This is a genomic window from Thiomicrolovo sp. ZZH C-3, assembly GCF_054862725.1.
Genome location: NZ_JBTKXX010000001.1, coordinates 1,425,027 through 1,451,055, shown reverse-complemented (window position 1 = coordinate 1,451,055; position 26,029 = coordinate 1,425,027). Strand labels below are relative to the sequence as shown.

The 26,029-nt window shown below is 59.6% G+C and carries 25 protein-coding genes; 8 read left to right on the top strand and 17 right to left on the bottom strand.

The features are described 5' to 3' along the window. The first annotated feature begins 20 nt into the window (after positions 1-20). Genes ACXWTF_RS07420 through ACXWTF_RS07400 form a run of 5 tightly spaced genes read left to right on the top strand, consistent with a single transcriptional unit; the run spans position 21 to position 6,732 of the window. Positions 21-677, top strand: coding sequence for a transglutaminase-like cysteine peptidase (locus ACXWTF_RS07420; protein WP_461714365.1), 657 nt, complete (start codon positions 21-23; stop codon positions 675-677). Continuing rightward, positions 674-2,578 carry a bifunctional diguanylate cyclase/phosphodiesterase gene (locus ACXWTF_RS07415; protein ID WP_461714364.1) on the top strand — a complete coding sequence of 635 codons (1,905 nt, stop codon included), beginning with the start codon at positions 674-676 and terminating at the stop codon, positions 2,576-2,578. Before ACXWTF_RS07420 ends, ACXWTF_RS07415 begins: the two co-directional genes overlap by 4 nt. Further along, positions 2,579-4,732, top strand: a complete 2,154-nt coding sequence (locus ACXWTF_RS07410; RefSeq protein WP_461714363.1) for a type I secretion system permease/ATPase — start codon at positions 2,579-2,581, stop codon at positions 4,730-4,732. Beyond that, entirely contained in the window at positions 4,725-6,113 is a 1,389-nt protein-coding gene (locus ACXWTF_RS07405; RefSeq protein WP_461714362.1) for an HlyD family type I secretion periplasmic adaptor subunit, read from the top strand. Before ACXWTF_RS07410 ends, ACXWTF_RS07405 begins: the two co-directional genes overlap by 8 nt. A 1-nt stretch (position 6,114) precedes the next feature. Beyond that, positions 6,115-6,732 (top strand): response regulator transcription factor, encoded by a 618-nt coding sequence (locus tag ACXWTF_RS07400; RefSeq protein ID WP_461714361.1) that lies wholly within the window; start codon positions 6,115-6,117, stop codon positions 6,730-6,732. 256 nt (positions 6,733-6,988) lie between these two features. Here the strand turns inward: ACXWTF_RS07400 and ACXWTF_RS07395 are convergent, their stop codons facing one another. Next, complete coding sequence (locus ACXWTF_RS07395; RefSeq protein ID WP_461714360.1) at positions 6,989-8,191, bottom strand: hypothetical protein; 1,203 nt, start codon at positions 8,189-8,191, stop codon at positions 6,989-6,991. Positions 8,192-8,265: 74 nt separating this feature from the next. On the opposite strand from ACXWTF_RS07395, the gene ACXWTF_RS07390 reads away from it, so the two are divergent. Then, positions 8,266-10,092, top strand: a complete 1,827-nt coding sequence (locus ACXWTF_RS07390) for a protein containing Six-hairpin glycosidase-like domain protein (protein ID WP_461714359.1) — start codon at positions 8,266-8,268, stop codon at positions 10,090-10,092. A 105-nt stretch (positions 10,093-10,197) separates the two neighbouring features. Next, a complete protein-coding gene (gene dsbD / locus ACXWTF_RS07385; protein ID WP_461714358.1) occupies positions 10,198-12,003 on the top strand; it encodes a protein-disulfide reductase DsbD in 1,806 nt (601 codons plus the stop codon). A 10-nt stretch (positions 12,004-12,013) separates the two neighbouring features. Here dsbD and ACXWTF_RS07380 read toward each other — a convergent pair whose 3' ends face one another. From ACXWTF_RS07380 to ACXWTF_RS07360, 5 genes are all read right to left on the bottom strand, one after another. After that, positions 12,014-12,406, bottom strand: coding sequence for a hypothetical protein (locus ACXWTF_RS07380; RefSeq protein WP_461714357.1), 393 nt, complete (start codon positions 12,404-12,406; stop codon positions 12,014-12,016). 82 nt (positions 12,407-12,488) lie between these two features. Continuing rightward, the gene (gene truC / locus ACXWTF_RS07375) at positions 12,489-13,217 is read right to left on the bottom strand and encodes a tRNA pseudouridine(65) synthase TruC (RefSeq protein ID WP_461714356.1); all 729 of its coding nucleotides are present in this window, start codon (positions 13,215-13,217) and stop codon (positions 12,489-12,491) included. Next, on the bottom strand, positions 13,166-15,523 hold the full coding sequence (gene metE / locus ACXWTF_RS07370; protein ID WP_461714355.1) for a 5-methyltetrahydropteroyltriglutamate--homocysteine S-methyltransferase: 2,358 nt from the start codon (positions 15,521-15,523) through the stop codon (positions 13,166-13,168). The genes truC and metE overlap by 52 nt, the downstream gene beginning before the upstream one ends. A 55-nt stretch (positions 15,524-15,578) precedes the next feature. Next, entirely contained in the window at positions 15,579-15,908 is a 330-nt protein-coding gene (locus ACXWTF_RS07365; RefSeq protein ID WP_461714354.1) for a hypothetical protein, read from the bottom strand. Positions 15,909-15,949: 41 nt separating this feature from the next. Beyond that, a complete protein-coding gene (locus ACXWTF_RS07360) occupies positions 15,950-16,525 on the bottom strand; it encodes a class I SAM-dependent methyltransferase (protein ID WP_461714353.1) in 576 nt (191 codons plus the stop codon). A gap of 176 nt (positions 16,526-16,701) precedes the next feature. Between ACXWTF_RS07360 and ACXWTF_RS07355 the strand changes: the two genes are divergently transcribed. After that, positions 16,702-17,220, top strand: coding sequence for a hypothetical protein (locus tag ACXWTF_RS07355; RefSeq protein WP_461714352.1), 519 nt, complete (start codon positions 16,702-16,704; stop codon positions 17,218-17,220). Here the strand turns inward: ACXWTF_RS07355 and ACXWTF_RS07350 are convergent. The 11 genes from ACXWTF_RS07350 to ACXWTF_RS07300 are packed head-to-tail and all read right to left on the bottom strand — an operon-like array spanning position 17,214 to position 25,946. Beyond that, positions 17,214-18,668, bottom strand: coding sequence for a TrkH family potassium uptake protein (locus ACXWTF_RS07350; protein WP_461714351.1), 1,455 nt, complete (start codon positions 18,666-18,668; stop codon positions 17,214-17,216). The two genes, ACXWTF_RS07355 and ACXWTF_RS07350, sit on opposite strands and share 7 nt — an antisense overlap. Continuing rightward, positions 18,650-19,975 carry an NAD-binding protein gene (locus tag ACXWTF_RS07345; RefSeq protein WP_461714350.1) on the bottom strand — a complete coding sequence of 442 codons (1,326 nt, stop codon included), beginning with the start codon at positions 19,973-19,975 and terminating at the stop codon, positions 18,650-18,652. The genes ACXWTF_RS07350 and ACXWTF_RS07345 overlap by 19 nt, the downstream gene beginning before the upstream one ends. After that, complete coding sequence (locus ACXWTF_RS07340) at positions 19,972-20,106, bottom strand: hypothetical protein (RefSeq protein WP_461714349.1); 135 nt, start codon at positions 20,104-20,106, stop codon at positions 19,972-19,974. The genes ACXWTF_RS07345 and ACXWTF_RS07340 overlap by 4 nt, the downstream gene beginning before the upstream one ends. A 9-nt stretch (positions 20,107-20,115) precedes the next feature. Further along, complete coding sequence (locus ACXWTF_RS07335; protein WP_345984425.1) at positions 20,116-20,256, bottom strand: hypothetical protein; 141 nt, start codon at positions 20,254-20,256, stop codon at positions 20,116-20,118. Positions 20,257-20,300: 44 nt separating this feature from the next. Then, entirely contained in the window at positions 20,301-21,338 is a 1,038-nt protein-coding gene (locus tag ACXWTF_RS07330; protein ID WP_461714348.1) for a coproporphyrinogen III oxidase, read from the bottom strand. A 3-nt stretch (positions 21,339-21,341) separates the two neighbouring features. Then, entirely contained in the window at positions 21,342-21,809 is a 468-nt protein-coding gene (locus tag ACXWTF_RS07325; protein WP_461714347.1) for a hypothetical protein, read from the bottom strand. A 10-nt stretch (positions 21,810-21,819) separates the two neighbouring features. Next, the gene (locus tag ACXWTF_RS07320) at positions 21,820-22,542 is read right to left on the bottom strand and encodes an acyl-ACP--UDP-N-acetylglucosamine O-acyltransferase family protein (protein ID WP_461714346.1); all 723 of its coding nucleotides are present in this window, start codon (positions 22,540-22,542) and stop codon (positions 21,820-21,822) included. Continuing rightward, positions 22,539-23,438, bottom strand: coding sequence for a Gfo/Idh/MocA family oxidoreductase (locus tag ACXWTF_RS07315; protein WP_461714345.1), 900 nt, complete (start codon positions 23,436-23,438; stop codon positions 22,539-22,541). The genes ACXWTF_RS07320 and ACXWTF_RS07315 overlap by 4 nt, the downstream gene beginning before the upstream one ends. Beyond that, positions 23,435-24,532, bottom strand: a complete 1,098-nt coding sequence (locus ACXWTF_RS07310; RefSeq protein ID WP_461714344.1) for a DegT/DnrJ/EryC1/StrS family aminotransferase — start codon at positions 24,530-24,532, stop codon at positions 23,435-23,437. Before ACXWTF_RS07310 ends, ACXWTF_RS07315 begins: the two co-directional genes overlap by 4 nt. Then, positions 24,529-25,581, bottom strand: coding sequence for a lipid-A-disaccharide synthase (gene lpxB / locus ACXWTF_RS07305; protein WP_461714343.1), 1,053 nt, complete (start codon positions 25,579-25,581; stop codon positions 24,529-24,531). Before lpxB ends, ACXWTF_RS07310 begins: the two co-directional genes overlap by 4 nt. Further along, on the bottom strand, positions 25,578-25,946 hold the full coding sequence (locus tag ACXWTF_RS07300) for a c-type cytochrome (protein ID WP_461714342.1): 369 nt from the start codon (positions 25,944-25,946) through the stop codon (positions 25,578-25,580). The genes lpxB and ACXWTF_RS07300 overlap by 4 nt, the downstream gene beginning before the upstream one ends. Positions 25,947-26,029: the final 83 nt, after the last annotated feature.

Genomic DNA, 26,029 nt, shown 5'->3' with positions numbered 1-26,029 from the left:
GGTAAAAGGTGGTCGTTCACTTGCTCAGGTATCTCGCACTGCTCTTGGTCTTTCTCGGATGTGCAGGGCAGAGCGCCACCCCGCCTCCTTCCGGGAAGAGGGTGGCGGTTGAGCATGCGGCGGCCAATGCGCAACAACAGGAGTACTTCGCCAAGCAGCGTTTTGAAGCCATGCAGAAGATGCTCAGCGATCTTCGGGGCAAAAGCGAAATGGAAAAGCTTGAGGGGGTCAACGACTTCTTCAATCGTGTCCGTTTCGTCTCCGACATCCAGAACTGGGGTGTAGAGGATTACTGGGCGCGACCGAGTGAATTCCTGACACGGGACCAAGGGGATTGCGAAGATTATGTCATCGCAAAGTATTTTGCCCTGAAACAGCTCGGCGTTCCCGAGCGCAAGCTTTTTTTTACCTACGTCAAAGCGGTCAAGCTCAATCAGGCACACATGGTACTGACCTACTATGCAAAGCCCAAAGCGGTACCGCTGGTCCTGGATAATCTCAATTACCGTATCTTCCCGGCGACGAAACGCAAAGACCTTGTCTATGTCTACAGTTTCAACGCGGAGTCCCTTTTCCTGAACACCCAAAAGGGAAGGGGCAAGGCACTCAGCGGCGGGCGCACACGCAACAAGGCATGGGCTGCATTCCTGCAGCGCATTGAAAAGGAGGGATTGTGACACTCTTTAAAGAGATCACGCTGGCGATGTCCGTGCTGGTTGTCGCCCTGCTGGCGGTAACGATGTTCAGCAATTACCGGACGAATGTCCGTTTTATCGAGAACCAGCTCTATACCAGTGCACAGAACACGGCATCTTCTTTGGGACTGGCGATAAGCCGGGCTTCCGACGGCGAGGACGTGGCGATGGCCGAAACGATGATCAATGCCGTCTTTGACAGCGGGCTTTACGAAGCGATCGTCTACCGCAATGTCGACGGGGAAGTGCTGTACGAGCGCCACACCCCGCTGATCCTTGACGGGGTGCCTGCGTGGTTCGCCGACAGCATCGCCCTGCCGCCTGCCGCGGCAACCGTACCCGTCGGCAAAGAGTGGATGCAGGTCGGCCACCTCCGGATCGAGGGGCACCGCGGGAACGCCTATACCCAGATGTGGGATGCGCTCAAGGAGGTGGTCGTCAGTTTCATTCTCCTGAGCCTGCTGGCGACGGCCGGGATCTATTTTATGCTCAAGATGGTACTGCGTTCGCTTGAAGCGGTCCGCGAGCAGGCGGAGGCGGTCTCGGGCAACCGGTTCATCATCCAAAAACCGTTGCCGAGAACAAGGGAGTTCCGCGACGTCGTCCAGGCGATCAATACCCTTGTGTACAAGGTCAAAGAGGTCTATAAACAGGAGGCCGACGCCGTTGCCCGTTATAATACGCTCCTGTATGAAGACCGTCAGACCCATCTGAAAAACCGCGACTTCTTTATGATGAAGCTGGGCAGCCTCGTTTCGGGAGAGGATCGTTTCTCCTCGGGCTATGTCGCCGCGCTGCAGCTGTGCGATCCCGACAAGGTGAAGCATGAGGAGGGCGGTTACGTCCTGCAGAAGGTACTCTCATTTATCGGGGATATCTCCCGGGGCATCGTGAACGGCGTCGAAGAGGGGTTTGCCTGCCGCGTGCGCGAGTTTGATGTGATGCTGATCCTGCCCTCCCTGGAGGAGTCCGAGGTCTCGGCACTGCTCTCCTCGGCGGCGGACAGCTGCAAAGGGGCCGGTTACTGCGTGACGATCGCCGCGGCTGCGTACCGCGCGGGCGAGACCCCGTCGGATCTTCTGACGCACCTTGATTATGCATTGATGCAGGCGGAAGCCGGCGGGGCGGCACCGGTCCTCTACCGTGCCAAGCAGGATAATGTCCCCACCTGGGGCCACGATACGTGGCTCAAGCATCTGAACAATGCGATGCAATTCGACCGCTTTGTCGACCTCTACCAGCCCGTCGTCAACCGGGCGGGTGAAACGGTCCAAAAAGAGCTGCTGCTCCGTCTGGAACTGGAAGGCACGCTGCTCAATGCCGGGGCGTTCATCCCGGTGGTGGCCCACCTCGACCTGGAAGAGGCGCTTGACCGCTATGTCCTCGAAAAGGTCGGGAAGCATTTCCACGGCATCGAGGTCGCGGTGAACGTCTCCGGGGCGTTTATCGCCCACAGCGCCACCATGGGGTGGCTGGCCGCTAAGAAAAACGAATGGGAGGACAATGCATTGGGGGTGACATTCGAGGTCTCCAACAGTACGGTCCTCAGTGAACCGGAGACGGCGGCGACATTCTCGGCATTCGTCCAGAAGCAGGGGTGGCGGTTCGGTATCGACCACTTTACGGTCGAGTCGGAAAAAGAGCTGACGTTCCTGCAGCGCATCAAACCCTCCTACCTGAAGATCGATGCGGCGTACCTGCTCTCCCTGATCGGCTCCGAGAGCAAGCGCGAAGCGGCGCTCTTTACAATTGCGCACCTGATCGATATCGATCTGATCGCGACGGGGGTCGACAGCGAGGAGACGGCGGCAAGTCTTCATGCGCACGGGATCGACCTGTTGCAGGGCTTCTGGGTCGGAGAGCCGGACAAGGGGGTGATGTAGATGGGCGAACGGAACCGTTCGGGGCTGCTTGACGCCCTGCTGGCCGTGGCCAAGCTCTACAACCAGGAAGTGACGGAGGAGATCGTCCTGGCCGGACTGCCGGTCGATCCGAAGGATCCGAAGCTCTTCGAGCCCGATCCCCAGCGCTCCCGTTCTCTCTTCAGCCGCGCGGCGGAGAAAGCGGGTTTTGCCAGTACCCTCCAAAAGAAACCGCTGCGCAAGATCGCACAGCACCTGCTGCCGTGCATCCTGATCCTCAAAGAGGAGCGGGCCTGCGTGCTGCTGGAGTTCGACAAAGAGATGGAATATGCAAACGTGCTGCTTCCGGGGGTCCCCGACCAGGAGGGGTGGATCCCCATTGAGCACCTGGAAGAGGAGTACCTCGGGTACTGCTTCCTGATAAAAAAGAATTTCGGCTACCAGCTTGAAGCGGAGGAGGACAAGGAAGAGGAGGACGGCCGGCACTGGTTTTGGAGTACGCTGGCACGGACGAAGGCGATCTATGCCGATATCCTGATCGGGTCGTTCCTGGTCAACCTCTTCATTCTGATCCTGCCGCTGTATATGCGCAACGTTTTTGACCGGGTCATCCCGAACACGGCCCTCGATACACTCTGGGTGCTTACCTACGGTGTCGTTGCCATTTTTGTCCTCGAAGCCTTCCTGCGTTTCCTTCGCAGCTATTTTATGGAGATTGCGGCGAAGAAGAGCGACGTCATCATGTCCTCGAGGATCTTCGAGCATGTGATGGATATGAAGCTCTCCGAGCAGATCGGTTCCGTGGGGGCCTTTTCAAGCGACCTGAAACAGTATGAGAGCATCCGGAACTTTCTGGCCTCCACCGTCGTAACGACCCTGATCGACCTTCCGTTTTCCATCCTGTTCCTGCTGGTGGTCTACTGGGTCGCGGGTGATGTCGTCTACATTCCGCTACTCACGATCGTTTTGATCGTTTTCTATGCGTTTTTCATCAAGGGGCCGATCCGGACCAGCATCCGCAACTCCAACCAGGCATCGGCGGTGAAGAACAGCATTCTGCTCGAGAGCCTCAACGCCATTGAGACGATCAAGGCCTTCAACTACAGCAGCGTCATGCAGTGGAAACTGGAAGAGGCGACGGGCAAGATCGCGCAGCGGGGGCTCAAATCCCGTGTATTAAACGGCTCCATCGCAACGGTGACGGCCTTTTTAATCCGGGTGCAGACGGTCGCCGTCATTGTCGCGAGCGTCTATATGATCCACAACGGTCTGCTGACGACGGGGGGACTGCTGGTCGCCTATATCCTCTCGTCGCGGGCCGTCAACCCGGTTGGGAAGCTGGTCATGCTGATCTTGCAGTTCAACAAAGCCCGGGCGGGCTTCCGCGCGATCGAGAAGGTGATGGGGAGCGCCATCGAGCACCCGAAGGACAAGGAGTTCATCAGCGCACGCCACCTCAAGGGGAAGGTCGAGTTCGTCAATGTCGATTTTGCTTACCCCGATTCGGCGCGTAACGCCCTGCATGACGTCTCCTTTACGATCAACCCCGGCGAGCATGTCGCCATCATCGGCGAGATGGGCTCGGGAAAAACGACCATCATCAACCTGCTGATGGGCTTTTATGCCCCCAAAGAGGGGATGATCCTTGTCGATGACGTCGAGATGGACCAGTACGCGCCGGCGGAGCTGCGCAAAGAGATCGCCTATGTTCCCCAGGAAATTGTACTGCTGCAGGGGACAATCAAGGAGAACATTGCCCTGAAACACCCCGGCATCGATTCGCACGAGATCGTCGAGGCGGCACGCCTCAGCGGGGCCCTACGCTACATCAACCTCAACCCCGACGGCTTCAATATGAAGATCAAGGAGAAGGGGCAGAACGTGTCGGGCGGGCAGCGTCAGACCATCGGGATCTCGCGGGCGCTACTCGACAACTTTTCGCTTGTGCTGTTCGATGAACCGACCTCACACCTCGACGAAGAGAGCGAACGCATGGCCATCCTCGGGATCGCCCAGAAGATCAAGGGAAAAACGGCCCTCTTCGTTACGCACAAGGATGCCGTGCTGGAACTGGTCGACCGCATCATCCTGCTTGAGCGCGGGGAGGTCGTTAAGGACGGGACGAAGGAAGAGGTCCTGGCCTTTATGAAAAAGACGGGGGTGCACAGTGCTTGACAAATCGATGCTTTCCAGCCAGCCGCCCCGGCGCCCGTCGGACAAGAAAGATCTGCGTCCCCGGGGCGTATCGGAAGAGGAGCTGGCCTACCTCAACAGCCGCAGCGCCGCCGTGCTTGAACGTACGGCGCTGCATTCACGGCTGTTTCTGTGGATCATGCTGCTGACGGTGGCGGTCTTTATCGTCTGGGCGGACCATGCCATGATCGACGAGGTCGTCAAGGGCGACGGCAAGATCGTCCCCAGCAGCCAGATCAAACCGATCCAGAACCTCGAAGGGGGGATCGTCAAGGAGATCCTCATCAAAGAGGGGGACCTGGTCCAACAGGGCGAACCGCTGCTGAAGATGCAGGACATCTACTTCAGTTCGACGGTAGAGAAGAACCGGCTGGAGTATGACGAACTTTATGCCCGCGCGGTCCGTCTGCGGGCAGAGGCCCACGGCACCGGTTTCCTTGAGCCCGAGACAAGCGACCCGGCGCAAAAGGCGCTGATCGAGAAGGAGCGCAGCCTCTTTATGAGCAACCGGAAACAGCTTAAGAAGAGCATCGCGGTCCTGAACGCACAGATTGCCCAGCGCAGCAGCGAGCTTAAAGAGGCGCGGGAGCATTTTGCCGAACTGCAAAAAGAGATGGAGCTGGTCCAGAGGGAGATTGAGATCAACCGTCCCCTGGTCGAAAAACGGATCGTACCGGAGGTCGACTTTATCAAGCTGCAGCGCGATGCCAACAACGTACAGCAGTCCCTGACGGCGACGCGCCACCAGATCACATCGACGCGTTCCATGATCGACGAGGCCAAGAGCAAGCGTGACGAAGCCGAACTCGCCTTCCAGAACAGGGCCAAGGAGGAGCTCAACGGCATCGAGGCGCAGATGCAGCGGATCAAGGAGTCGCAGACGGCGCTCGAGGACCAGGTGAGCCGTACCCTTGTGCGCTCCCCGGTCGACGGGATCGTCAAGCGCCTCTACGTCACGACCATCGGCGGGGTCGTGACACCGGGGATGAAGATGATGGATATCCTCCCGACGGGGGATTCCCTGCTGGTCGAAGTGAAGGTCCACCCGCGCGACATCGCCTTTTTGTACCCCGATCAGCGTGCCGTGATCAAGATCACCGCCTATGACTTCTCCATCTACGGCGGGCTGAGCGGGAAGGTGGTTCGGATCAGCCCCGACTCCATCAACGAAGCCGACGGCAAGACCTATTACCAGGTCTGGATCGAAACGGACAAAACCTTCCTCGGCACGGTGGAAAACCCGCTGAAACTGATACCGGGGATGGTCGTCAACGCAGAGATCGTGACGGGGAAGAAGAGTATACTCGACTACATTCTCCGACCGCTGCTGCACACGAAAGACAATGCCTTCAAGGAGCGATAGGATGAAACGACTTTACCTCTATTCAAAGCGTGATTCGGTTCTGAAGCACTGGAAAAGCGGGATGTCCCGGCTGTACGACCTGCAGGTGTTCCAGGAGCTCGGGGCGCTCTACGGCGCCCTGGAACAGGCACAGCCTGCGGCGGTCCTGTTCGATTACGACGGCAAAGTCGGGGAGATCGAGGAGCTGCTGCAGTTCCTCAAGGGCTCGAAGAGCGCCGTGATGGCGATGAACAGCAGCCCGGTCTATTCGGATGGCATCGTACTGCTCAGGGAAGGGGCCCGCGCACTGCTCAACACCTATGCCTCCCCCAACAACATCAACCAGGCCGTCAAGGCGGTTATCGGCGGCAATATCTGGCTCTACCCGGAGTTTATCCAGATGATGATCCGGCAAAACAGCATGATGGGCGCCCATCGGCAAGAGACGCTTGATGCGCTGTCGGCGCGAGAGCGGGAACTGGCGGAGATGGTGGCGCTGGGGATGAGCAACAAAGAGATCGCCCAGACGGCGGATATCACCGAACAGACGGTCAAGACCCACCTGAAGACCGTCTATGACAAACTGGGCGTGACCAGCCGGTTGGAACTGGCCATCCTGGTAAACAGTGCCGGACAATAACAAATTCATACGAAAGTAGTATTGAGTTGTGAGGCAGTTTGGGCCATAATACTGCTTAGATACATCAAAAGGAGATGAGATGGCAACTTCAATCGGAATGGTAACGGCAATAGAAGGCGTTGTGAAAGTGATTGGCCCGGACGGCAGTGAGAAAATCGCTGTATCGGGTGATATCATTCACGAAAATGACACCGTGATCACCGGCGATGGCGGGATCGTCCTGAGCCTTGATAACGGCCATACGGTTGAGATCGGTTCACACGAGCATGTCGTGCTCGACAGCAGTGTCACGGTCGATACTGCCGAGAACGATGCGCTGATCGGTGACGTCACTGCCCTCGAAACCGCCCTGATCGGCGGTGAGATGGGTGCGACGGCAGCCGGCCAGGGCGGTGGCCAGGGCAGCGGACTGAGCAATGGTGCCATCTACGAGCAGCGCGATGACGCGCGGGGTGACGTCGGTGCAGATCAGGAGGGCGATGAAGCGGCAGGCCGCGGTTTCGCCAGTGCGGATCTCGACAATCCTGCGGATGCCCAGCCGGCAGCTGACACAGATACGGACACAGATACTGATACAGATACTGACACGGATACAGACACCGACACGGACACCGACACTGATACAGACACGGATACTGACACGGATACTGACACGGATACAGACACCGACAACGATGACGATGACGATGACGACGACGATACCGACACCGACAACGATGACGATGACGATGACGATGACGATGACGATGACGATGACGATGACGATGACGATGACGATGACGACGGCAACAACGGTCACGGTAATGATGATGACCATGATGATGACAGCAACCCGGGTCAGGGCGGCGGTGGTCACGGTGCCGACACGGACGATGACTCCGATGATGATGACGACGGCAACAACGGTCACGGCAATGACGATGACCATGATGACGACAGCAACCCGGGCCAGGGCGGCGGTGATCACGGTGCCGACACGGATGATGATTCCGATACTGACACGGACACTGACACGGACACTGACACGGATACTGACACGGACACAGACACTGATACCGATGATGACGACGGCAACAACGGTCACGGCAATGACGATGACCATGATGACGACAGCAACCCGGGTCAGGGCGGCGGCGGCCACGGTGCCGACACGGATGACGATTCCGATACGGATACAGATACCGACACGGATGCTGACACAGACACTGACACGGATGCTGACAGTGATACGGATGCTGATTCTGATGCGGACAGCGACGACGATCATGACAACGGTCACGGCAACGACGAGGATCATGATGACGACAGCAACCCAGGCCAGGGCGGCGGCGGCCATGGTACGATGGATGCGGACGACTTCGACATCTTCGATGACGGCGATCTGGCCGATCTGGATGTGGATCCGGATCCGGACAGCGTTGTCTAAAGGGGCGGGCTTGCCCCGCACCGCTTTTACCAAAGGGTGCCTGCATGGCACTTTTTTGCAAGAGCTGAAAAGAGCATAGGTGCCGGTGGGCATGTGAAGGAGAGGGGATGACGGTACCGCACGCGGTCTCCGGCACGGAAAAAGCAGAGCAAACACAGTTTATTGCACAGATCCGGAAGCTGCTGGCGGGGGAACAGAGCGATCTGCAGCTGCCTGAGCATTTTGAACGCAGTTTTGATCCCGCCTTTTCGCAACTTTATATCACGCTTTTTCAACGGGGCCTGAAGCCGGTGCGCTGGGGGTCACGGCAGCAGACCCTCGCACGGACGGTCATGCGGGCTGTGACTGGCGTGCGCAAACGCAAAGGGTTCGGGGAATTTACTATTACCGACACCTCGGTCTGCCGCATCATGGTCGAAATGGTGACGGAATCCCGCCCCTGCCGTCTTGAAGCGCTGACATGGATGGAGGTCTCTCCGGCACGGTATGAGCCCGGGGTGACAGGGCTGCGGTGTGAATGGGAAGGGAAGGTGCGCTACGTCATGCCGACCGATGCCGTCACCGAGAGTCTTATGAGTGTAACACAGATGCTGGAGTTCCTTGCCAGACGGTTCGGCCTGGCAGAAAAGGGCGAGGACGAGGAGCAGCGTGCCGCGAAGATGCGCGCACTGCCGCTGCAGTGCAGTCTGATCAAAAGCGTTGCGGTGGTCTCCCATGATGAGAAGGTCCTGCCGCTCTACCGGGGTCTCCCAGGCCCTTTTACCCTCTCGGCCGGTGCCGTGGAGCGGGCGCTGCATGAAAGCATCGGTTGGTTGGCAGAAAATATGCGCAGTGACGGCCGGTTTCTCTACTATTACGACCCCCTGCGCGACAGTGAAGCCGACTTCCAGCACCCGAAAAACCCGGGGTATTACAATATTCTGCGCCACAGCGGTGCGACGATCACCCTGCTCGAGGGGTATACGCTCTTCAAAGAACCCCGCCTGCTGGAAGCGGCGCGCCATTCCATCGATTTTTTCGTGACGACGCTGCGCGAAGAGGAGGATGCGGAAGGGTACCGCTGCTACCCTTTTTACAACAAGAAATCCAAGCTCGGAGGTGCGGGTATAGGGCTGGCTGCCCTGATGCGCTACCGGCATCTGAGCGGTGACGGTCGCTACGGACAGTATGCGCAGGGGCTGGTCAGGCACCTGCTCAGCCGCATCGATGCAGAGGGAGAGATGATCGGCTACTACCGCCACCCGCGTTTCGGGAAGGGTGCACCGCTCGTCGGCATCGATGACGAGACGAAGCGGGCCCTTTTCTCCTTTTATTACCCCGGTGAGGCGCTGCTGGGGCTGGCGCTTTTTTACGCCTACGGCGACGGGTCGGAAGGACTGAAAACGGAGATCAGACGTCAGAGCAGGCGTGCGCTTGATTTCCTCATCCACACCCGCCCGAAGAAGTATGCCGACCTTTTCGAACCGCTTCCGGCGGACAGCTGGCTGATGCAGGCCATCGAAGCCTGGGACGGGATCGGGGGTGTTGTCACCGATGCGCACCGGGCTTTCGTTTATGGGGACGCGGCACAGATGATCCGCCATATGTACACGCCCGATGACGCGCTCTACCCCGATTATGCCGGTGGCTTTTACTACCGGTACGGCGATCACGTCTACCATGACGGTTCGCGGTGCGAAGGGGTGATGGCTGCCTTCCGCCTGGCCCGGCAGCGTGGTGAAAAGGCCCAGATGACGCGCATCCTCGGCCCGATGCTCCTGGCGGCACGGGGACTGCTCGCCACCTTCAATACGCCCGAATCCGTCTATGCCCACCGCTACCCCGAGCGCAGCGTCGGAAGCTTCCGCTTTAAACTGACGCGCCAGTGGATCCGCGTCGATGCCGTGCAGCATGCCGCCTGTTTCTATGCCCGACTGCTCCCGATATTGAAGTGAAACGCCCTATCTGAAAGCTGAACCCCCAGAAGATGGGAGGATGTTACTGTTTCGTTTTTGTTACTTGCGCTAAAATGTGGGCCAATTTCGTCACAAAGGCTATCTGTGAAACGGTTTTTCGCGTTTTTTACCCTGCTTTCGGCGACACTCCTTTTCGCTTTTCAGAGCAGTTTCCTCATGCCCGAAGAGGCATTCAAGCCCAAGGCAAGCCTGCTGGACAATCAGCATATTGCCATTGATATCGACCTGGGTGAGGGCATCTATGTCTATGCGGACAAGATCGATGCCAAGGTTAAGGCGCCGTCGGGGGTTTCTATCTCCGAAGTCAAGGTCAACAGCGTTGCGGAAGATCACGACGGCGACAGGGTCCACCTGCACAAGGTCCCCGTCGAGATCATCCTGACATCGTCCCAGAAAACGGGCACGGTACCCGTCACCGTCGCCTTTGCATTCCAGGGGTGCTCAGAACGAGGGCTCTGTTACGAGCCGCAGAACAAAGAGTACACCTTCGACATCGATCTCTCCAGACTGGGGAAGGCCGCCACTGACCTGCCTGCCGCGCCGGACGCACCCGCCGCCGCGCAGGGGGAAAGCGAAACGGACCTGATCGTCGATACGCTCAAAGGCGGTAGCCTCTGGGCGATCCTGGCCCTCTTTTTCGGCTTCGGGCTGGCGCTCTCGCTGACCCCGTGCATCTTCCCGATGATCCCGATCCTCTCCTCCATTATCGTATCGCAGGGGGAGAACCTGACGGCCCGGCGCGGCTTTACCCTCTCGCTGGTCTATGTCCTGGCCATGGCCTTCGCCTATACGATCGCCGGCATCATGGCGGGCCTGTTCGGCGAAAACCTGCAGGTGATCTTGCAGAACCCGTGGGCCATCGGTGCCTTCGCACTGATCTTTGTCGCGTTGGCATTCTCGATGTTCGGCTTTTACGAAATCGGGCTTCCGGCGACACTGCAGACCCGGCTGTCGCGCTTTTCGGACAAGGCGGGTGAAAAGGGCGGCTTTACCGGCGTCGCCGTGATGGGCTTCCTGAGTGCGCTTATCGTCGGTCCCTGTGTCGCCCCCGGCCTGGCGGCGGCACTGATCTATATCGGCCAGACGGGTAATGCGGCGCTTGGCGGTGTCGCCCTCTTTGTGATGAGCCTCGGTATGGGGGTTCCCCTTCTGCTGATCGGCCTGGGTGCCGGCAGGTTCATGCCGAAACCGGGCGGCTGGATGAACATCGTCACAGAGGTGTTCGGTGCGGTGATGATCGGGATCGCCATCTGGATGGTGTCGCGGGTCATCCCGGACTGGATCACGATGATGCTCTGGGCGATCTACTTCATCGTCGCCGCCGTCTACCTCGGCGCCTTCGAACCGGTCCACGGCGGTGTCCGCCGTTCAATGCACTCGTTTATCAAGGCGATTGGCATCGTATTCATGCTCTACGGAACGATCCTGCTTGTCGGTGCGCTTTCGGGCGGGACGTCGATGACCAAGCCGCTGCAGGGGTTTGAGGTGAAGATGTGCACGGATAGTGCTGCCCCTGCAGCTGCTGCTGCGCCCAAAGAGGTGGCCTTCCAGGTGATCCACTCCGAGGCGGAACTGGAGCAGATCCTCGCGTCAAACAGGGGGAAAAAGGTGATGCTGGATTTCTCTGCCGCATGGTGTACGGCCTGCGCGGAGTATGCGGAGATCACCTTTGCCGATCCGCGGGTCGTCTCGGCACTGGAGGATTTTGTCCTCGTGCAGGCGGATGTCACGGATAACAGCGACCGCGAAAAGGCCCTGACAAAACACTTCGGCCTTTTCGGCCCTCCGGGTATCCTCTTCTTTGATGAAAACGGTGAGCTGATCAAGAACAAAACGCTGATCGGCTATAAACCGCCCGAAGCGTTCCTGGAGCACCTGCGCTCGCTCTAAGCGGCCGTGCCTAGAACTGCTCCCACAGCCAGTCTGCTACGGCCTCTTTTTCGGCGTTCGTCAACCCTTTGACGGGCGTCATCACCCCGAACTTTTCCACCATCTCCGGCAGACACAAAACGTAATCCTCGTCCGGATCATCGATATACTCCTTGATAAAGGCCTTGACGACCTTGCGCTGGATATCCTCATCCTCGTTGTGGATATGGATCATCATCTTCAGGCGCATCGAGACCATCCGCATTGTCGGCGCTTTCATCTTTGCCTTCTGCAGGCCGCGTTCCGGTTCGTCCAGCGGAAGCATGACCATGTGGCAGGAGGCGCAGTGCTGTTCATAGATCTTGTATCCGTCCGCGCCGAACAGCGATGCGGCGAGGAGGAGGGTCAGGATTATCGGTTTCATCGGCACTCCTTTACACGGGCGTTATTTTTCATTATGCCACCGTATTGTTGAGGGCGTTTGCCGTATGTAAAATTAAAAAATATTATTCAGTATGCCAGCCGAACTGTGCCATCACCGCTTCAAATACCTCCCCGACGGAGGCCGCGATACAGAGCGGTTCACCGGTTACGGGGTGGGGGAGTTCAAGCTTCGTCGAGGCCAGCAGCAGACGGTGGCAGTTGAAATGTTCCCGGAAGAGGTTGTTGTGCTCGGTCCGGCCGTATTTGGTATCGCCGACAATGGGGTGCAGCAGGTGTTTCATATGGCGGCGGAGCTGGTGTTTTCGCCCGGTTTCGGGCCGAAGCCGCACCAGGGAGTAGCGGGCGGTCTGGTACCGCCCGACGGGGATGGGAAGCTCGACGGTCGCGAGGCGCTCATAGTCCGTCACGGCTTCCTGGGCCTCCTTGTCCGTGCGCGCCTTCGCGTCGGTCATCTTGTCGAGCAGCTCTTTGAGGGGGTAGTCGATGCGGCCCTCTTCGTCACTATAGCCGCGGACGACGGCGAGGTACTCCTTGCGGACGCTCCCGGCCTCGAAGATCTCGCCGACCTTGCGGGCCGTATCGGGATCGAGGGCGAAGAGCAGCACACCGGAGGTGGGCTTGTCGAGGCGGTGGACGGGGTAGACGTACTGCCCGATCTGGTCCCGGACGAGCTGCAGCGCAAAACGGGTCTCGTCCTTGTCGATCCAGGAACGGTGCACCAGCAGCCCGCTGGGCTTGTTTACGGCAACAAGCCACGCATCGCGGTAGAGGATCTCGAGGGGTTCGTCCATGCTGCATCGCCTTTTTTGGATGCGATTATAGCGTCAAATGAGGCGCGTACCTCGCTGACGGCTTCGACCATGTTGGCCAAACTCGGTTTAACCTCCTCCCATTTGCGGGTTTTCAGGCCGCAGTCGGGGTTGATCCAGAGCTGCTCTTGGGGCAGTACCTCCAGCAGGGCGTTGATCTGCGCGACCATCTCCGCCACCGGCGGGACGCGGGGGGAGTGGATGTCGTAGACGCCGGGACCCACCTCCTGCTTGTAGCCGACCTCTTTGAAGATGCGCAGCAGGGCGTTGCCGCTGCGGGCGGTCTCGATGGAGATGACGTCCGCGTCCATCGCCTCGATGGTGTGGATGATGTCGTTGAATTGGCTGTAGCACATATGCGTATGGATCTGCGTTTCGCTGCGCGCACAGGCGACGCTGCGGCGGAAGGCGTCGACGGCCCAGGTTTCATAGTACGGGATGTTCTCGCGGCGCAGCGGGTACCCCTCTTTGAAAGCCGCCTCATCCACCTGGACAATGCGGATACCGGCGTTTTGGAGATCGTCGACCTCGTCGCCGATGGCCAGGGCGATCTGCGCGGCGACGTCGTTTCGGGGCAGGTCGTCACGGACGAAGGACCAGTTGAGGATCGTGACGGGCCCGGTGAGCATTCCCTTGACGATCTTCTCTGTCCGGCGCTGCGCGTAGGTCGTCCAGCCCACCGTCATCGGCTGGGGACGGCTGACATCGCCGTAGATGAGCGGCGGCTTGACGCAGCGGCTGCCGTAGCTCTGGACCCAGCCGTTGGCGCTGAAAGCAAACCCGGAAAGCTGCTCGCCGAAGTACTCGACCATATCATTGCGTTCGGGCTCACCGTGCACGAGCACGTCAAGGCCGATCGACTCCTGAAAGGCGATGCAGTCATCGATATAGGCTTTGATACCCGCCTCGTAGGCCTGCGTATCGATCCCGCCGCGTTTGAAGTCCCGGCGAAGGGTACGCAGTTCCGGCGTCTGGGGGAAGGAGCCTATCGTCGTCGTCGGCAGCAGGGGGTAGCGCAGCGCCTCGCGCTGGGCCTTGATCCTTGTTTCATAGGGTTGCGCACGTGCCGTCCCGGTCTGGGATGCCACGCGCTGCCGGACGGCGGCGTCGTGAATGCGCGGGGAGTGTTGCCGAGTATGGACGGCTTCCCGGCTGAGCTGCATAAGGCTCAGCTCCGCGTCGTCCAGCGTCTCCCCGCCAAAGCGTTTGGCGACGACGTTCAGTTCGGCCAGCTTCTCCTTTGCAAAGGCGAGCCACTGCTTTATTTCCGCGTCGAGTTTCGTTTCCGCTGCGAGCGAATAGGGGACGTGCAGTAGCGAACAGGAGGTGGCGGGTACGATGAGGGCACGGGGAACCGTCTGCGCGATCACCTCGAGCCTGTCGCCGACGGCATCGAGGTCGCTGCGCCAGACGTTCCGCCCGTCGATGACCCCGGCAATGAGCGTTTTGCCGCTTTGGGCGATGGTGCCGAGTGCTTTCATATTGCCCGGGCCGTGGACGAAATCGAGGGCGATCCCGCTGACGGGCGTATGGGCGAGGACTTCGGCGGCCTCGCAGGCGTGTTCGAAGTAGGTCGCGACGATGAGTTCCACGTTTGACGCGGTAGCGCCGAGCCGGTCGTAGGCCCGTTTGAGCAGGCTCAGGGTCTTGGCATCCGGCCCCGTCACCAGCAGCGGCTCGTCGATCTGGACGGTGACGCGGTCGTCGAGGGTGCTGATCGACGTCAGCACCGCTTCGTAGCATTTGACAACGGCATCGAAATGGGCATAGCGGTCAAAGTTTTTGTCGACACTTTTGCCGAGGCCGAGGAAGGTGAGGGGGCCGATCAGGTTTATTTTCGGGGTGATCCCCGCGGCCTTCGCTTCCCGGTATTCAGAGACGATCTTCGCGGTGTTCGGTGTGAAGGTGTCGTCCGCGGCGAATTCCGGGACGATGTAGTGGTAGTTGGTGTTGAACCACTTGGTCATCTGCATCGCGGTACGCCGGCTGTCGCCTCTCGCCATGGTGAAGTAGCGCAGCGTTTCATCTTCGATGGTGCGGAAGCGGGCCGGGAGCGCGCCGAGCAGGATACAGGTGTCGAGCATGGTGTCGTAGTAGCTGAAGTCGTTGCAGCTGATCGCACCGATGCCGGCCGCTTTTTGTTCAAGCCAGTGGCGGCGGCGCAGTTCTGCGGCGCGCTCTTCAAGGGCGGCAAGGTCGCTGTTGCCGCTCCAGTAACTTTCCAGCGCGAATTTCAGTTCGCGTTTCTCCCCGATGCGCGGGTAGCCGATAACGTAGTTTTTTGACATGGGTCTGTCCTTTGATATTTTTCTTTTTTGATCGTTTTGGTACGGATGGAAAAAATCAGAGGTGCGGCGGGTGAACCCCGGTACGTCGGAAGCTGTAAAATCGGCAGTTGCAGTTACAGGTAGATTGTTTGCGGCAGGCGCGCAGGGTCAGGAAGGTACGGCGTCTAAAGTAACAGTCGCAGTGGCAGGGTTTGTCGCTGGTGAAACAGGTAAGCGCCTCGAGGGGCTCCTCGGGGGGCTCATCGTCGCTTTCACGGTCGTGCTGCAAGACGGTGGCATAGGTCTCAAGGCAGAGGTGCAGGGCGTTCTGTGCGGGCGCGACGCTGTGCGCCTGGATGGAAGCGAGGGTAAAGTAACGCTTGCCGAAGCCTCTGGGTGCTCTCAAAACCTCTCCTGTTCTCAAAATATCGCCGCATTATACAGCGATCAATCTTTGCGTACGGCGATCGCCTGTTTTTTCATACGGTATTTCTCGTGCGGTTCGTTCCAGAACTCTTTGTATTCAAGCACGGTGAAGCCCTCGCCGAAAAGCGATTTGAGCTCCTCCTTCCGGAGCAGGAAATCGGGGTTGGAATCTGGCTTTTCGTTGCCCTCGTCGGCCATGTAGGTCTCCGCGACCATGATGCCGCCGGGTTTCAAAGCCGCTTTTGCACGTGCGATCAGGCCGCGGTCGAGGAAGTTCGTTTTGACGATCATGTCGTAGGTTTCCGCGTCGGGGACGAAGGTGTCGAGGTCCGCTTCGATCAGGTTGATCTTGTCAAGGTCTGCCTTCTCCCGCAGCGCCGCGAGGGCGACGGTCGAGATGTCCACGGCATCGACACTAAACCCCTCGTCGGCGAGATAGAGGCTGTGGCGCCCGCCGCCGCAGGCGAGGTCCAGGGCCTTCGTCCCCGGGGCTTCGGCGGCATGCGCGCTGACCAGATCGCTCGGCGCTCTACGATCGAGCAGGCCCTCCATCTCGGTGTACTTCCTGTCCCATTTCTCTTTGTCTTTTTGCGCCACGGTTTCTCCTTGTCTTATGGTCTCAATTGTGCCGGTATGCAGAAACGATGCGACCGATTATAGTCCCAAACGGCTGATGATTCGATCTCGGGCCTCTCCACCGAAAGTACACGGGCAGAGGCTTAATCACCCCCTTAAGCCGCTTTGTCTATACTGGGTACCCATAAAGGAGCAGTATGGAACGGGTGAGAATCGGGGCCAATCATAAAACGAAGACGATCTGGAAAACGGTCCCGGGAACGGTGCTGATCTACCTGCCGATCCTGGTCGCCATTCCCTTTGCCGTCCTGGCGGTGGTACTGGTGCGCTGGCACCTGCGCATCATGGGGGCGGAGCACCTGAAGTCCTACCGTGATTTTGTCCCGGAGTGGGCCAGCCACCGCTATACGCGGCAGGACCAGATCATCTTCACCACCGATACGGCATGGTGGCAGCTCGCCCGTTACCGGCTGTTCTGGCTCTTCAACTGCAAACTCTACTGCCCTTTGAGCGTGGCACTGTTCAGCTACCTGGCCTACCTGGTCAAGGTGGTGGAGAACTGGTGGTGCCCCTTCGGACACGCTAAAAAGCCCTCCTACAAAGACGCGGCCATCGACCGATCTTTCTGGCATATCTACCCGGATGAGGAGGCGAAACTCCACCCCGACGACCGGGAAAACCCTATCTGGAACGAAACGTCCCCGAAAGGTCAGTAGCGTTTCCAGAAGCTCCGGGTGAACAGCAGCACGACCGTGTAGAACTCCAGCCTGCCGATGATCATGGCGGCCGAGAGCAGAAACTTGTCCCCGTCCGAATAGAAGTGGAAATTCTCCGACGGCCCGATGAGCGCGAACCCCGGCCCGATGTTGCCGACGCAGGCAATGGCGGTGCTGATGGAGGTCAAGGGGTCGTAGCCGCGGACAAAGAGGTACATCGAGACCAGGATATTGGTCGCAATAAACAGTACGAGAAAACCGCTGACTCTGCCGATGATCTCGCCGCCGACGCGCTCTCGGTCGATGAAGATGCCCACGACGGCGTTGGGTTGGAGGATCTGCTTCAGTTGGGCTCTGAGGTTTTTGAACAGGACGACAAAACGGATGGTCTTCATCCCCCCGGCCGTCGAACCGGCGTTACCGCCGAGCAGCATGGCGACCATCAGCAGCGCTATGGGCGCCGCGCCCCACAGCTCATAATCGAGGGTCGTGAACCCGGTGGTGGTCAGCAGCGAAGCGACGGTGAAAAAGGCGTGGGTCGCACAGTAGGCAAGACCGTCACTGCCGGTGAACAGATGCAGGGCGGTCAGCAGCACGGAAAGCAGCAGGAAGATGCCGAGATACCACCGTACCTCTTCGCTGCGCCATCCGCTGAAATCACCCCGCAGTGCTTTGAGGTGCACGAGGAAGTTGATCCCCGAGACGAGCATGAAAAAGGTGGTGGTCCAGAGGATGAAAGGCGTATCGTTCCAGTAGCCCATCGAGAGGTCCCGGGTTGAAAATCCCCCGGTGGCGATCGTCGAAAAAGCGTGATTGACGGCATCGAAAAAGCCCATGCCGCCCGCCAGAAGCAGCAGGGTGTTTGCGGCGGTAAACAGGAAATAGATCCCCCAGAGCCACAGGGCGGTATCCCTGATCTTCGGTGTCGCTTTTTCCAGCTGTATCCCGGTGGACTCCGCCCGGAACATCGTGAGCGATCCCGTGGGATTGATCAGCGAGAAGAGCCCCACGCCCAGGACGATGATCCCCATACCGCCGAGCCAGTGCATCAGGCTGCGCAGCATCAGGATGCTTTTGGGCAGCTGCTCGATCTGGGTGTAGATCGTCGCCCCCGTCGTCGTGAACCCGCTGATGGCCTCGAAAAAGGCGCTGCCGGGGGTCACGTCCGTATAGATATAGAGCGGAATGGCCCCGCCGATCCCCAGCAGGATCCAGATAAGATTGACCGAGAAGATGGCCCCTTTGACCGTCATCTGCATCCGGCGGCGGGCCAGGGCGCCGAGGAGGGCGGCATTGAAGAGAAAGAAGAGCAGGTCGAAGAGGATGAAGGGTTTCATATCCTCGCCGTACCAGAGCCCCGTCGCGATCGGGATCAGGAAAAAGAGCGCCAGCCCGGTGCCGATACTGCTGATGAATTTGGCACTGTTGATCAGAGTGTGTATATCCACCGTTTCATCGCCTCCTCATTTTCGGCATCAAGAAATACGAACAGAACGTCATCCTCGTGCAGTTGCAATTTTGCGACCCACGGCAGGAGAAGGTTGTCCCTGAGCAGAAAACTTCTGCACCGTTTCGGGTCCGGCGGAGGGAGCAGCTTGCCCAGCAGCGGTGAATCGGAGAAGATCTTGCGCGAGTAGATGATCCCCCTGCCGCCGCAGTAGTGGCGTTCGGAGATGATGGAACTCGACCCGATCGCTTCGAGGATGGCGTAGTAGGCGCTGGACTTCGGTCCGCGCATCGGGATGATGCCGAGCGAGTGCATCAGGCCGTAGCGTTCAATGTCGTTGTTGATGGCGACCGTGCGCGGGATGCCGTGCTCTTTGGCCTCGAGGCAGCGGATAATGTTCTCCTCGTCCTCTTCGCTCGTAAAGATGGCCAAGTCGGCGCGGCCGGCGTGCTCATTGTCGAAGAGGGTGTGTTCGATGTAGTGGCTGTTGATCACCGCCGCTTTGTCCTGCAGCTGTTCGGAGGCGCGTTCGCATTTCTCAAGATGCTTGTCGATGATCTTGAGCTTGACCCCCCGCGGGATCAGTGCCTTGGCAATCTCCAGCCCCAGCTGGCCCGCGTCGAAGATGGCGACGCGGTCGATGCGGTCGGGGACGGCGGGGTTGAGCCGGGCGCAGTAGGCACGGATGGTCTCGGGATCCCCGAAAAAGTAGACGAGGTCACTCCGGTACAGCACGCTCTCCCCGTCGGGCAGGGAAAAGTGTTTGTCACGCTCCAGGCCGACGACGACGCAGGTCTCATGGACGAATTCCGAGACGGGGATGCCCGTTCCCGGTGCGCTTTCGACGTAGACAGAGACCATCTGGAACGGGGAGTAGATAAAGGATTTGACGTTGTTCGCCTGCGGGTAGTCGAGCAGAGCGCTGATGGAGCGCGCCGCGGAGGAGAAGGGGAAAACGGCGCTGCTGATCCCGAGTTTCCCGGCGATGGTGCTGTCGGCAAAGTAGGGGTTTTTCAGGCGTATGATCTTGGTGTCGGCTTCGATCACATCCCCGGCAATGAGGGTGGAGAGGATGTTGGCCTCGTCGCTGTCGGTTACCGCGATAAAGATGTCGAAACGGCGCTGCTTCAGCGGGAGGTAGGTGTCGGGGTTCTCGATGTCGCCGGCGATGGTGAAAACGTCGATGCTCTCCTGCAGCTGCTGCAGCGCCGCAGCCCGCCGGTCGATAATGGTGACGTTGTGGCGGTGCGAGAGGGTGCTGGCGAGGCGGTAGCCGACCCGTCCGGCCCCGGCGATGATGATATTCACGGTCTGTCCTTGGGGTGTTTTTTATTCAGATAGGCCGCATAGACAAGTAAGAGAAGTGCGGCGACTGAAAGCCCGGCGAAGCCGGGAAGGATGATCGTGTCAAAGAGGGCGGCGGCATCGGGGTTCTGCATCGCTGATGCCTAATCGTCGCCGCGCTGTTTTTCCAGGTACCAGGCGAAGGCGACAAGGCAGATGATGACGCCGGCCCAGACCATAAAACCCGGGAGGGCAGCGGTATTGAGATGGCCGGCACTGTCCGGCGGAAGGTTCGCAGGTCCCATGGGTGACTCCTCACAGCTTCTATTCAGAGCATTATAGCCGGATACTAGCTGTGGTTCTCCACGGTTGGCGGGACCACGGCGCTGTCGGCCTGCATGGAAAGGGCTTCCGGGTGGACTTTGTAATGGGTGCGCACCGCTTCGGCAAGGCGCGTTTTGACCGCTTCGTCGACCAGGACGATCTCCTCGTCGGGAAGGGCGTCGATCAGCGCCTGCAGAAGTGCATCCTGCGGGACGGTCATCTTCGGCAGCCAGCTCTGCAGCAGTGTTCTGTCGACGAACTCGGGGATGGAGCCCATAATGCCGACGTCGTTCTGGTTATGGATCAGCAGCCCCGAGGTCGTGCCGCGGTCGAGGGTAAGGACCTGGAAGAAGTAGAGCGTATGGTAGGCGAGCTGTTCGGCGACGTCCTCTTCGCTCACGGCCGTCCGGTTGGCCAGGGCGTCGGAGATGATGGAGACGTAGACGTCGATTACCTGTTCGGCAAAATATTTCGCGAACCCGTAGTCCGTTCCGAAATCGCCGCTGTTGTAGTGCTCCAGGTAGAAGTGCGCGACGCCGCGGTGGCGCTCAAGTGCGGGAATGTTGAAGTAACGGTCCCCCTGTTCCGCCCCCTTTTCAAAGAGGTCGGGGGTGATGAAATTGAGGTGTTCGATAAAGCGGTGCTGGTCCTCTTCGTAGTAGATGGAGGGGTTCAGGTCCGCCATGATACGCCAGTAGCCGTTCCCGTCTTTCATGCGGGTATAGCTGATGTGCATGTGGATGGAGGGGACATGGGGGTTGCGCGGGTGGATAATGGTCGAGATGGCGCTGGCGGCATCGAGCTTCTTCTGGGGCATATCCTCGTAGTGTACCTGCGACACGTTGACGGAGGCGCGGTTGAAGAGGCGCTCGTCTCGCCCTTCGTAGCGCATGCCGCCGCCGTGGCGCCCCTCGTCTCGGAACCACTCTACGGCTTCGAAGGGGACGTTGGCGCCGAAGATCTGGCTCAGTCCGTTGAGACGGTTGACAAAATAGAGCTGCAGGTTCTCCATCAGGGCGATTGCCGCCTCCGACTCCGCCGTTTTCGAATAGATGCGTTCCATGGCCTATGCCTCCTTGATCGCTTTTTTGATCAGCCCCGTCGATGCGAAGAAGAGCAGTTCGAAGAGGGGGTTGATGCGCGCCGTCTTTGCGTCGGGGGCGTCGACGGCCTTGAAGGTGAAGGGCTCTCCCTCTTTGGGCATGATGGTGAAGGTGACGGGGAAGAGGGTCCGGATGGCGTTCTGCTCTTTCTTAGAGCCCTTTTCCAGCAGGTTCTCCATGGTGTCATGCTTCTTGATCATCTGCGCGACGGTCTCGATCTTGTCGGCGAAGAGGACCTTGTCCCAGCTCACCTTGCCCTGTTCGAAGTGGAACGATGCCGTCTTGTTCTGCAGGGGTGAGGGCTTCATGCCGAGGATCGTCTCCGCCAGGCCGAGCAGGCGCCCGGTACCGCCAAGGGCTTCGGCGCAGGCGTTCAGTTGCTCACGGATGGCCGTAAGGGTGTCGTTGTCGTAGGTGTTGAGTTGCAGCATTCTTTTCTCCTCAGGCGCAGCGGTGCGCAGCGATAAAGCCGGTAAAACGTTTGGCCTGCGGGTTTTCGAGGGCTTCGGTCATTTCGGCGGCGGTGCGGGAATCGAACTGCTTGTGCAGCTGCCGGAAGCAGCGGCGCACGCTTTCGATATCCTCGCGGTCCTCAAAGCGGCGCCGCATCCCGATCAGGTTGAGGCCGCGGACGGTGGCGGGGTTGCCTTCGACAAGGCAGAAGGGGGGAACGTCATACTGGAGGTTCGATGCGCCGCCGACCATGACGCCCGTGCCGATGGTGCACTCCGCGTGCACGGTGCTGAGCCCGCCGACGATGACGCGCTCTTCGCAGCGGCTCTTGGCCTGCATCGTCACGGCATTGGTCAGGATGCAGTTGGCCCCGAGGGTAACGCCGGGGAAGAGCTGGACGTAGGCCATGATGAAGTTCGCTTCACCGATGGTGACGGCGTCGGCGGTGTCGTTCTGCGTCGCAAACTGGCAGAACTCGCGGACAAAGGTGCCTTTGCCGACGGTGACAGGGGCAAGGCCGTTGCCGATCTTGACAAAAGAGAAGAGGCGTACGCCCTCCTCGAGGGTGACGGGGCCTTCAAGGACGACATGGGCTTCAAGCCGCACGCCTGCACCGATGACACTCTCGGCGCCGATGTTGCAAAAAGGCCCGATCTGGGCGTCCGGGGCGACCTGGGCTCCCGGAGCGATGACGGCAGTAGGATGGATCATGCTTCGGTCGCCACCTGCAGGGTAATGATGCTGTCTTCGATGGAGGCCAGCGAGCCGCGCTCGCCCGTTTCAAGGTAGGTGATGAAGGCTTCGACCTCTTTGAGGAGCGGTTCATCCTTCTTGATGTGGCAGCCGCGCACGACGTAGGAGTTGTTGACGTGGAAGTTCGAGTACTCGGTGAGGTTCTGCGTGATCAGGTCGGCTTCGAAGTAGGCGTCCTTGCAGGCGACCTCGATGGTGCGCTTTTTGAACGGCGTCAGCCAGTTGGTGAGGATCTCGCCGACGATGGCGTCTTCGAGCTCGAAGCTCAGTACCGCGTTGTCCTCGTGGTGGTTGTGGATCTTGCGGGACTTGAAGATGTTCTTCTCCAGGATATTGCGGTGGGTGATGAAACGCATCAGGTCGATGTCGTGCACCGAAAGGTCGGTCAGGACGCCGACGTCGGCGATGCGCGGCGGGAAGGGACCGACACGGGTAATGGACATCGTATAGATCTCCTTGCCCTTGAGCTCCTCTTTGAGCGCCTGGACGACGGGGTTGAAGCGTTCGACGTGGCCGACGCAGCTCTTCAGCCCCGCCTCCTGGACCGCCTTGGCGATCAGTTTCGCGTCCTCAATGGTCGAGGCTGCCGGCTTTTCGATAAAGACGTGGACCCCGCGCTCGATACATTTGAGCGCGACTTCTTTGTGCAGGAAGGTCGGCACGACGATGATGGCGGCATCGGGCTTGGCGGTGTCGAGCATCTCGTCGACGTCGGTGAAGAAGGGCTCCGCGAAGTCGCCGTTTTTCACGACGTCGCAGAGCGCGACGATCTCGACTTTCTCGCCCAGGGCGTGGAGGATGCGGTAGTGGTTGCGGCCCATGGAACCCAGGCCGATGAGGGCGATCTTGATCATGCGTTCTCCTCCAGGGCTTTTACGACGAACGCCTGCTGCTCTTCGGTAAGGTAGGGGCTCATCGGCAGGGACATGATCTCCTCGCTGACGCGCTCGGAGACGGGGAAGTCGCCCGCGTTGTAGCCCAGCGGCGCGAAGGCTTCCTGCAGGTGCAGCGGCATGGGGTAGTGGACCGCTGTCGGAATCCCTTGGGCGTTCAGGGCCGCGGCGACGGCTTCGCGGTTCTTGACGCGTACGGAGTACTGCGCGTAGACGCTGGTGCGGTCTTCGATGACGGCAGGGGTGACGACATCGGCGTTTGCTAGTTTTTCGCTGTAGGCCGCACCGATGCGCATCCGTGCCGCGACTTCATCGTCGAAGTGGGCGAGCTTGACATTCAGGACCGCCGCCTGGATGGCGTCAAGGCGGCCGTTAATGCCGATGTACTTGTGCTTGTAGCGCTCGTTCTGGCCGTGGTTGAGCAGCATACGGATCTTCGAGGCGATAGCGTCGTCACTGGTGAAGACGGCACCGCCGTCGCCGTAGGCGCCCAGCGGTTTGGAGGGGAAGAAAGAGGTACAGCCGATCGTGGAGAGGTTGCAGGACTTTTTGCCCTTGTACTCCGCGCCGAAGCTCTGGCAGGCGTCTTCGATGACGGGGAGGCCGTGTTTGGCCGCGATGGCGTTGACGGCGTCCATATCGGCACACTGCCCGTAGAGGGAGACGGGGATGATCGCCTTGGTGCGCTCGGTGATGGCATCCTCGATCAGGGCCGCATCGATGTTGTAGGTCGTCTCGTCGATATCGACGAAGACGGCTTTGGCGCCGAGGAAGGCGATGACCTCCGCCGTGGCAATGAAGGTGAAGGGGGTGGTGATGACCTCGTCGCCGGCCTTGATGTCGAGGGCCATCAGGGCCAGCAGCAGGGCGTCCGTGCCGCTGCTGCAGCCGATGGCGTGCGCGGCGCCGGTATAGGCGGCCAGGCCGCTTTCAAGCTGCTGCAGTTTCGGTCCGCCGATGAACTGGGCCGATGCCATAACCTCGCCGACTTCGCGGTCGATCTCCTCTTTGTATGCCTGATACTGCGCCTGCAGATCGATAAAATTGATTTTCATTCCTGTTCACCTTCGATAAGATGTGCCACGCGCGCGCTGCTGCCGTGTTCGAGGTACCCCCGGAGCGCCTTGGCGTCTTCGATGAACGCCTGCCGGTCGAGGGCCAGCATTGCGCTGTAGAGCGCCTCCGCCGTGACGGCGCCCTGGATCAGTTCCGGGTGGAGCGGCCGCCCTTTGAAGCGGGAGAACATGATGTTCGCCAGGCCGATGTAGTCGAGCTTGACCAGGCTCTTCGCGATCAGGTAGTCCAGCGGTTTCGCCACGTAGGCGAGGACGAAGGGGGTGCCGATCAGCGAGGCTTCCAGGGTCGCGGTGCCGCTGCAGATAAAGGCGAAATCGCTCTCGTAGAGGGCCGCATGCGCGTCGTGTGCCACAATAAACGGTGATAGGTTACCGTAAAGATCATTCAGCTCTTCTTTCGCAAAATGCTTCGGCACGACGAGCACCGCTTCGGCATCGAGCCGCGCGCGCAGTTCCCGGAACAGCGGCATCAGCCGCCTTATCTCGCTTTTGCGGCTCCCGGGCATGAAGGTGACACGTTTGATTTCCGGTGCGGTGTCGGTTTTGAAGTGCGCAATCTCGTCGAGGAGGGGGTGGCCGACGTACTCGATGGGAGCCCCCGGGCTGTAGTACTCCTTCTCGAAAGGGAGGATGGAGGCGAGCCGGTCGATGGTGCGCTCCAGCACGGGGATCCGCTTCTGTTTCCACGCCCAGGCCTGGGGGAGGATGTAGTAGATGATCTCCTTGTCCGGGTAGCGCTTCTTGATCTTCTTGGCCAGGGGGAGGTTGAAGCCCGAGGAGTCCATCAGCAGCACTTTGTCAGCCCCGGCGGCGAGTTCGACCATCTCGTCGGCGAGTTTGAAGAAGTAGCGCAGCTTCTTGAGGGCATCGACGAAGCCCATGATCGCCAGGGAGCGGAGGTCGACGATGGGCTCGCCCAGGCTGCTGTCGAAGATGCCGCTCAGCTCGACGTCGTCGCTCAGCTCGGCTTTGAGGGCCTTGAGATGGACATTGGCGGAGTGTTCGAGGGCGGATACGAGCAGCTTCATGATCCGCCGTCCCCCCACTGCTGGAAGGCGGGGTCGTAGCGTTCCGTCTGGGCGTCGTGAAAGTCGTGCAGGAAGGTCGCGATGGCCTCGATGTCCCCGTCGGTGAGGGGCGCGGCGAAGCCGATCATCATCTCCTGCATCGGGGTGTCGGCGACCCCTTTTCGGAAGGTGCGGAGCTTGTAGGCGAGGAACCCCTGGGCGCGGTTGGCAAGGGAGGGGTAGTTGCCGGTCCCCTCGGCGCGGGAGCCGTGGCAGTTGTTGCAGCCGTTTTGAAAGTAGAGGGTCTTGCCCCGCTCATAGGTCTTATCGCTCTCCTGCGCCGCGAATGCAGCGGCCGCAAAAAGAATCAAAAGAAAAAAACGCACTCTAACCCCTGGCTTATTGGTTTTGCAATACAATGTCGACATTATAGCATCCGGGCCTTCCTGCGCGCTTGCGGGGCCCGGGA

Excerpts from the sequence above, each read along its gene's own strand:
- ACXWTF_RS07410 (WP_461714363.1), top strand. The coding sequence starts at position 2,579 with ATGGGCGAACGGAACCGTTCGGGGCTGCTTGACGCCCTGCTGGCCGTG.
- ACXWTF_RS07400 (WP_461714361.1), top strand. The coding sequence starts at position 6,115 with ATGAAACGACTTTACCTCTATTCAAAGCGTGATTCGGTTCTGAAGCAC.
- ACXWTF_RS07390 (WP_461714359.1), top strand. The coding sequence starts at position 8,266 with ATGACGGTACCGCACGCGGTCTCCGGCACGGAAAAAGCAGAGCAAACA.
- ACXWTF_RS07380 (WP_461714357.1), bottom strand. The coding sequence starts at position 12,406 with ATGAAACCGATAATCCTGACCCTCCTCCTCGCCGCATCGCTGTTCGGC.
- truC (WP_461714356.1), bottom strand. The coding sequence starts at position 13,217 with ATGGACGAACCCCTCGAGATCCTCTACCGCGATGCGTGGCTTGTTGCC.
- metE (WP_461714355.1), bottom strand. The coding sequence starts at position 15,523 with ATGTCAAAAAACTACGTTATCGGCTACCCGCGCATCGGGGAGAAACGC.
- ACXWTF_RS07355 (WP_461714352.1), top strand. The coding sequence starts at position 16,702 with ATGGAACGGGTGAGAATCGGGGCCAATCATAAAACGAAGACGATCTGG.
- ACXWTF_RS07340 (WP_461714349.1), bottom strand. The coding sequence starts at position 20,106 with ATGCAGAACCCCGATGCCGCCGCCCTCTTTGACACGATCATCCTTCCC.
- ACXWTF_RS07335 (WP_345984425.1), bottom strand. The coding sequence starts at position 20,256 with ATGGGACCTGCGAACCTTCCGCCGGACAGTGCCGGCCATCTCAATACC.
- ACXWTF_RS07330 (WP_461714348.1), bottom strand. The coding sequence starts at position 21,338 with ATGGAACGCATCTATTCGAAAACGGCGGAGTCGGAGGCGGCAATCGCC.
- ACXWTF_RS07325 (WP_461714347.1), bottom strand. The coding sequence starts at position 21,809 with ATGCTGCAACTCAACACCTACGACAACGACACCCTTACGGCCATCCGT.
- ACXWTF_RS07320 (WP_461714346.1), bottom strand. The coding sequence starts at position 22,542 with ATGATCCATCCTACTGCCGTCATCGCTCCGGGAGCCCAGGTCGCCCCG.
- ACXWTF_RS07315 (WP_461714345.1), bottom strand. The coding sequence starts at position 23,438 with ATGATCAAGATCGCCCTCATCGGCCTGGGTTCCATGGGCCGCAACCAC.
- ACXWTF_RS07310 (WP_461714344.1), bottom strand. The coding sequence starts at position 24,532 with ATGAAAATCAATTTTATCGATCTGCAGGCGCAGTATCAGGCATACAAA.
- lpxB (WP_461714343.1), bottom strand. The coding sequence starts at position 25,581 with ATGAAGCTGCTCGTATCCGCCCTCGAACACTCCGCCAATGTCCATCTC.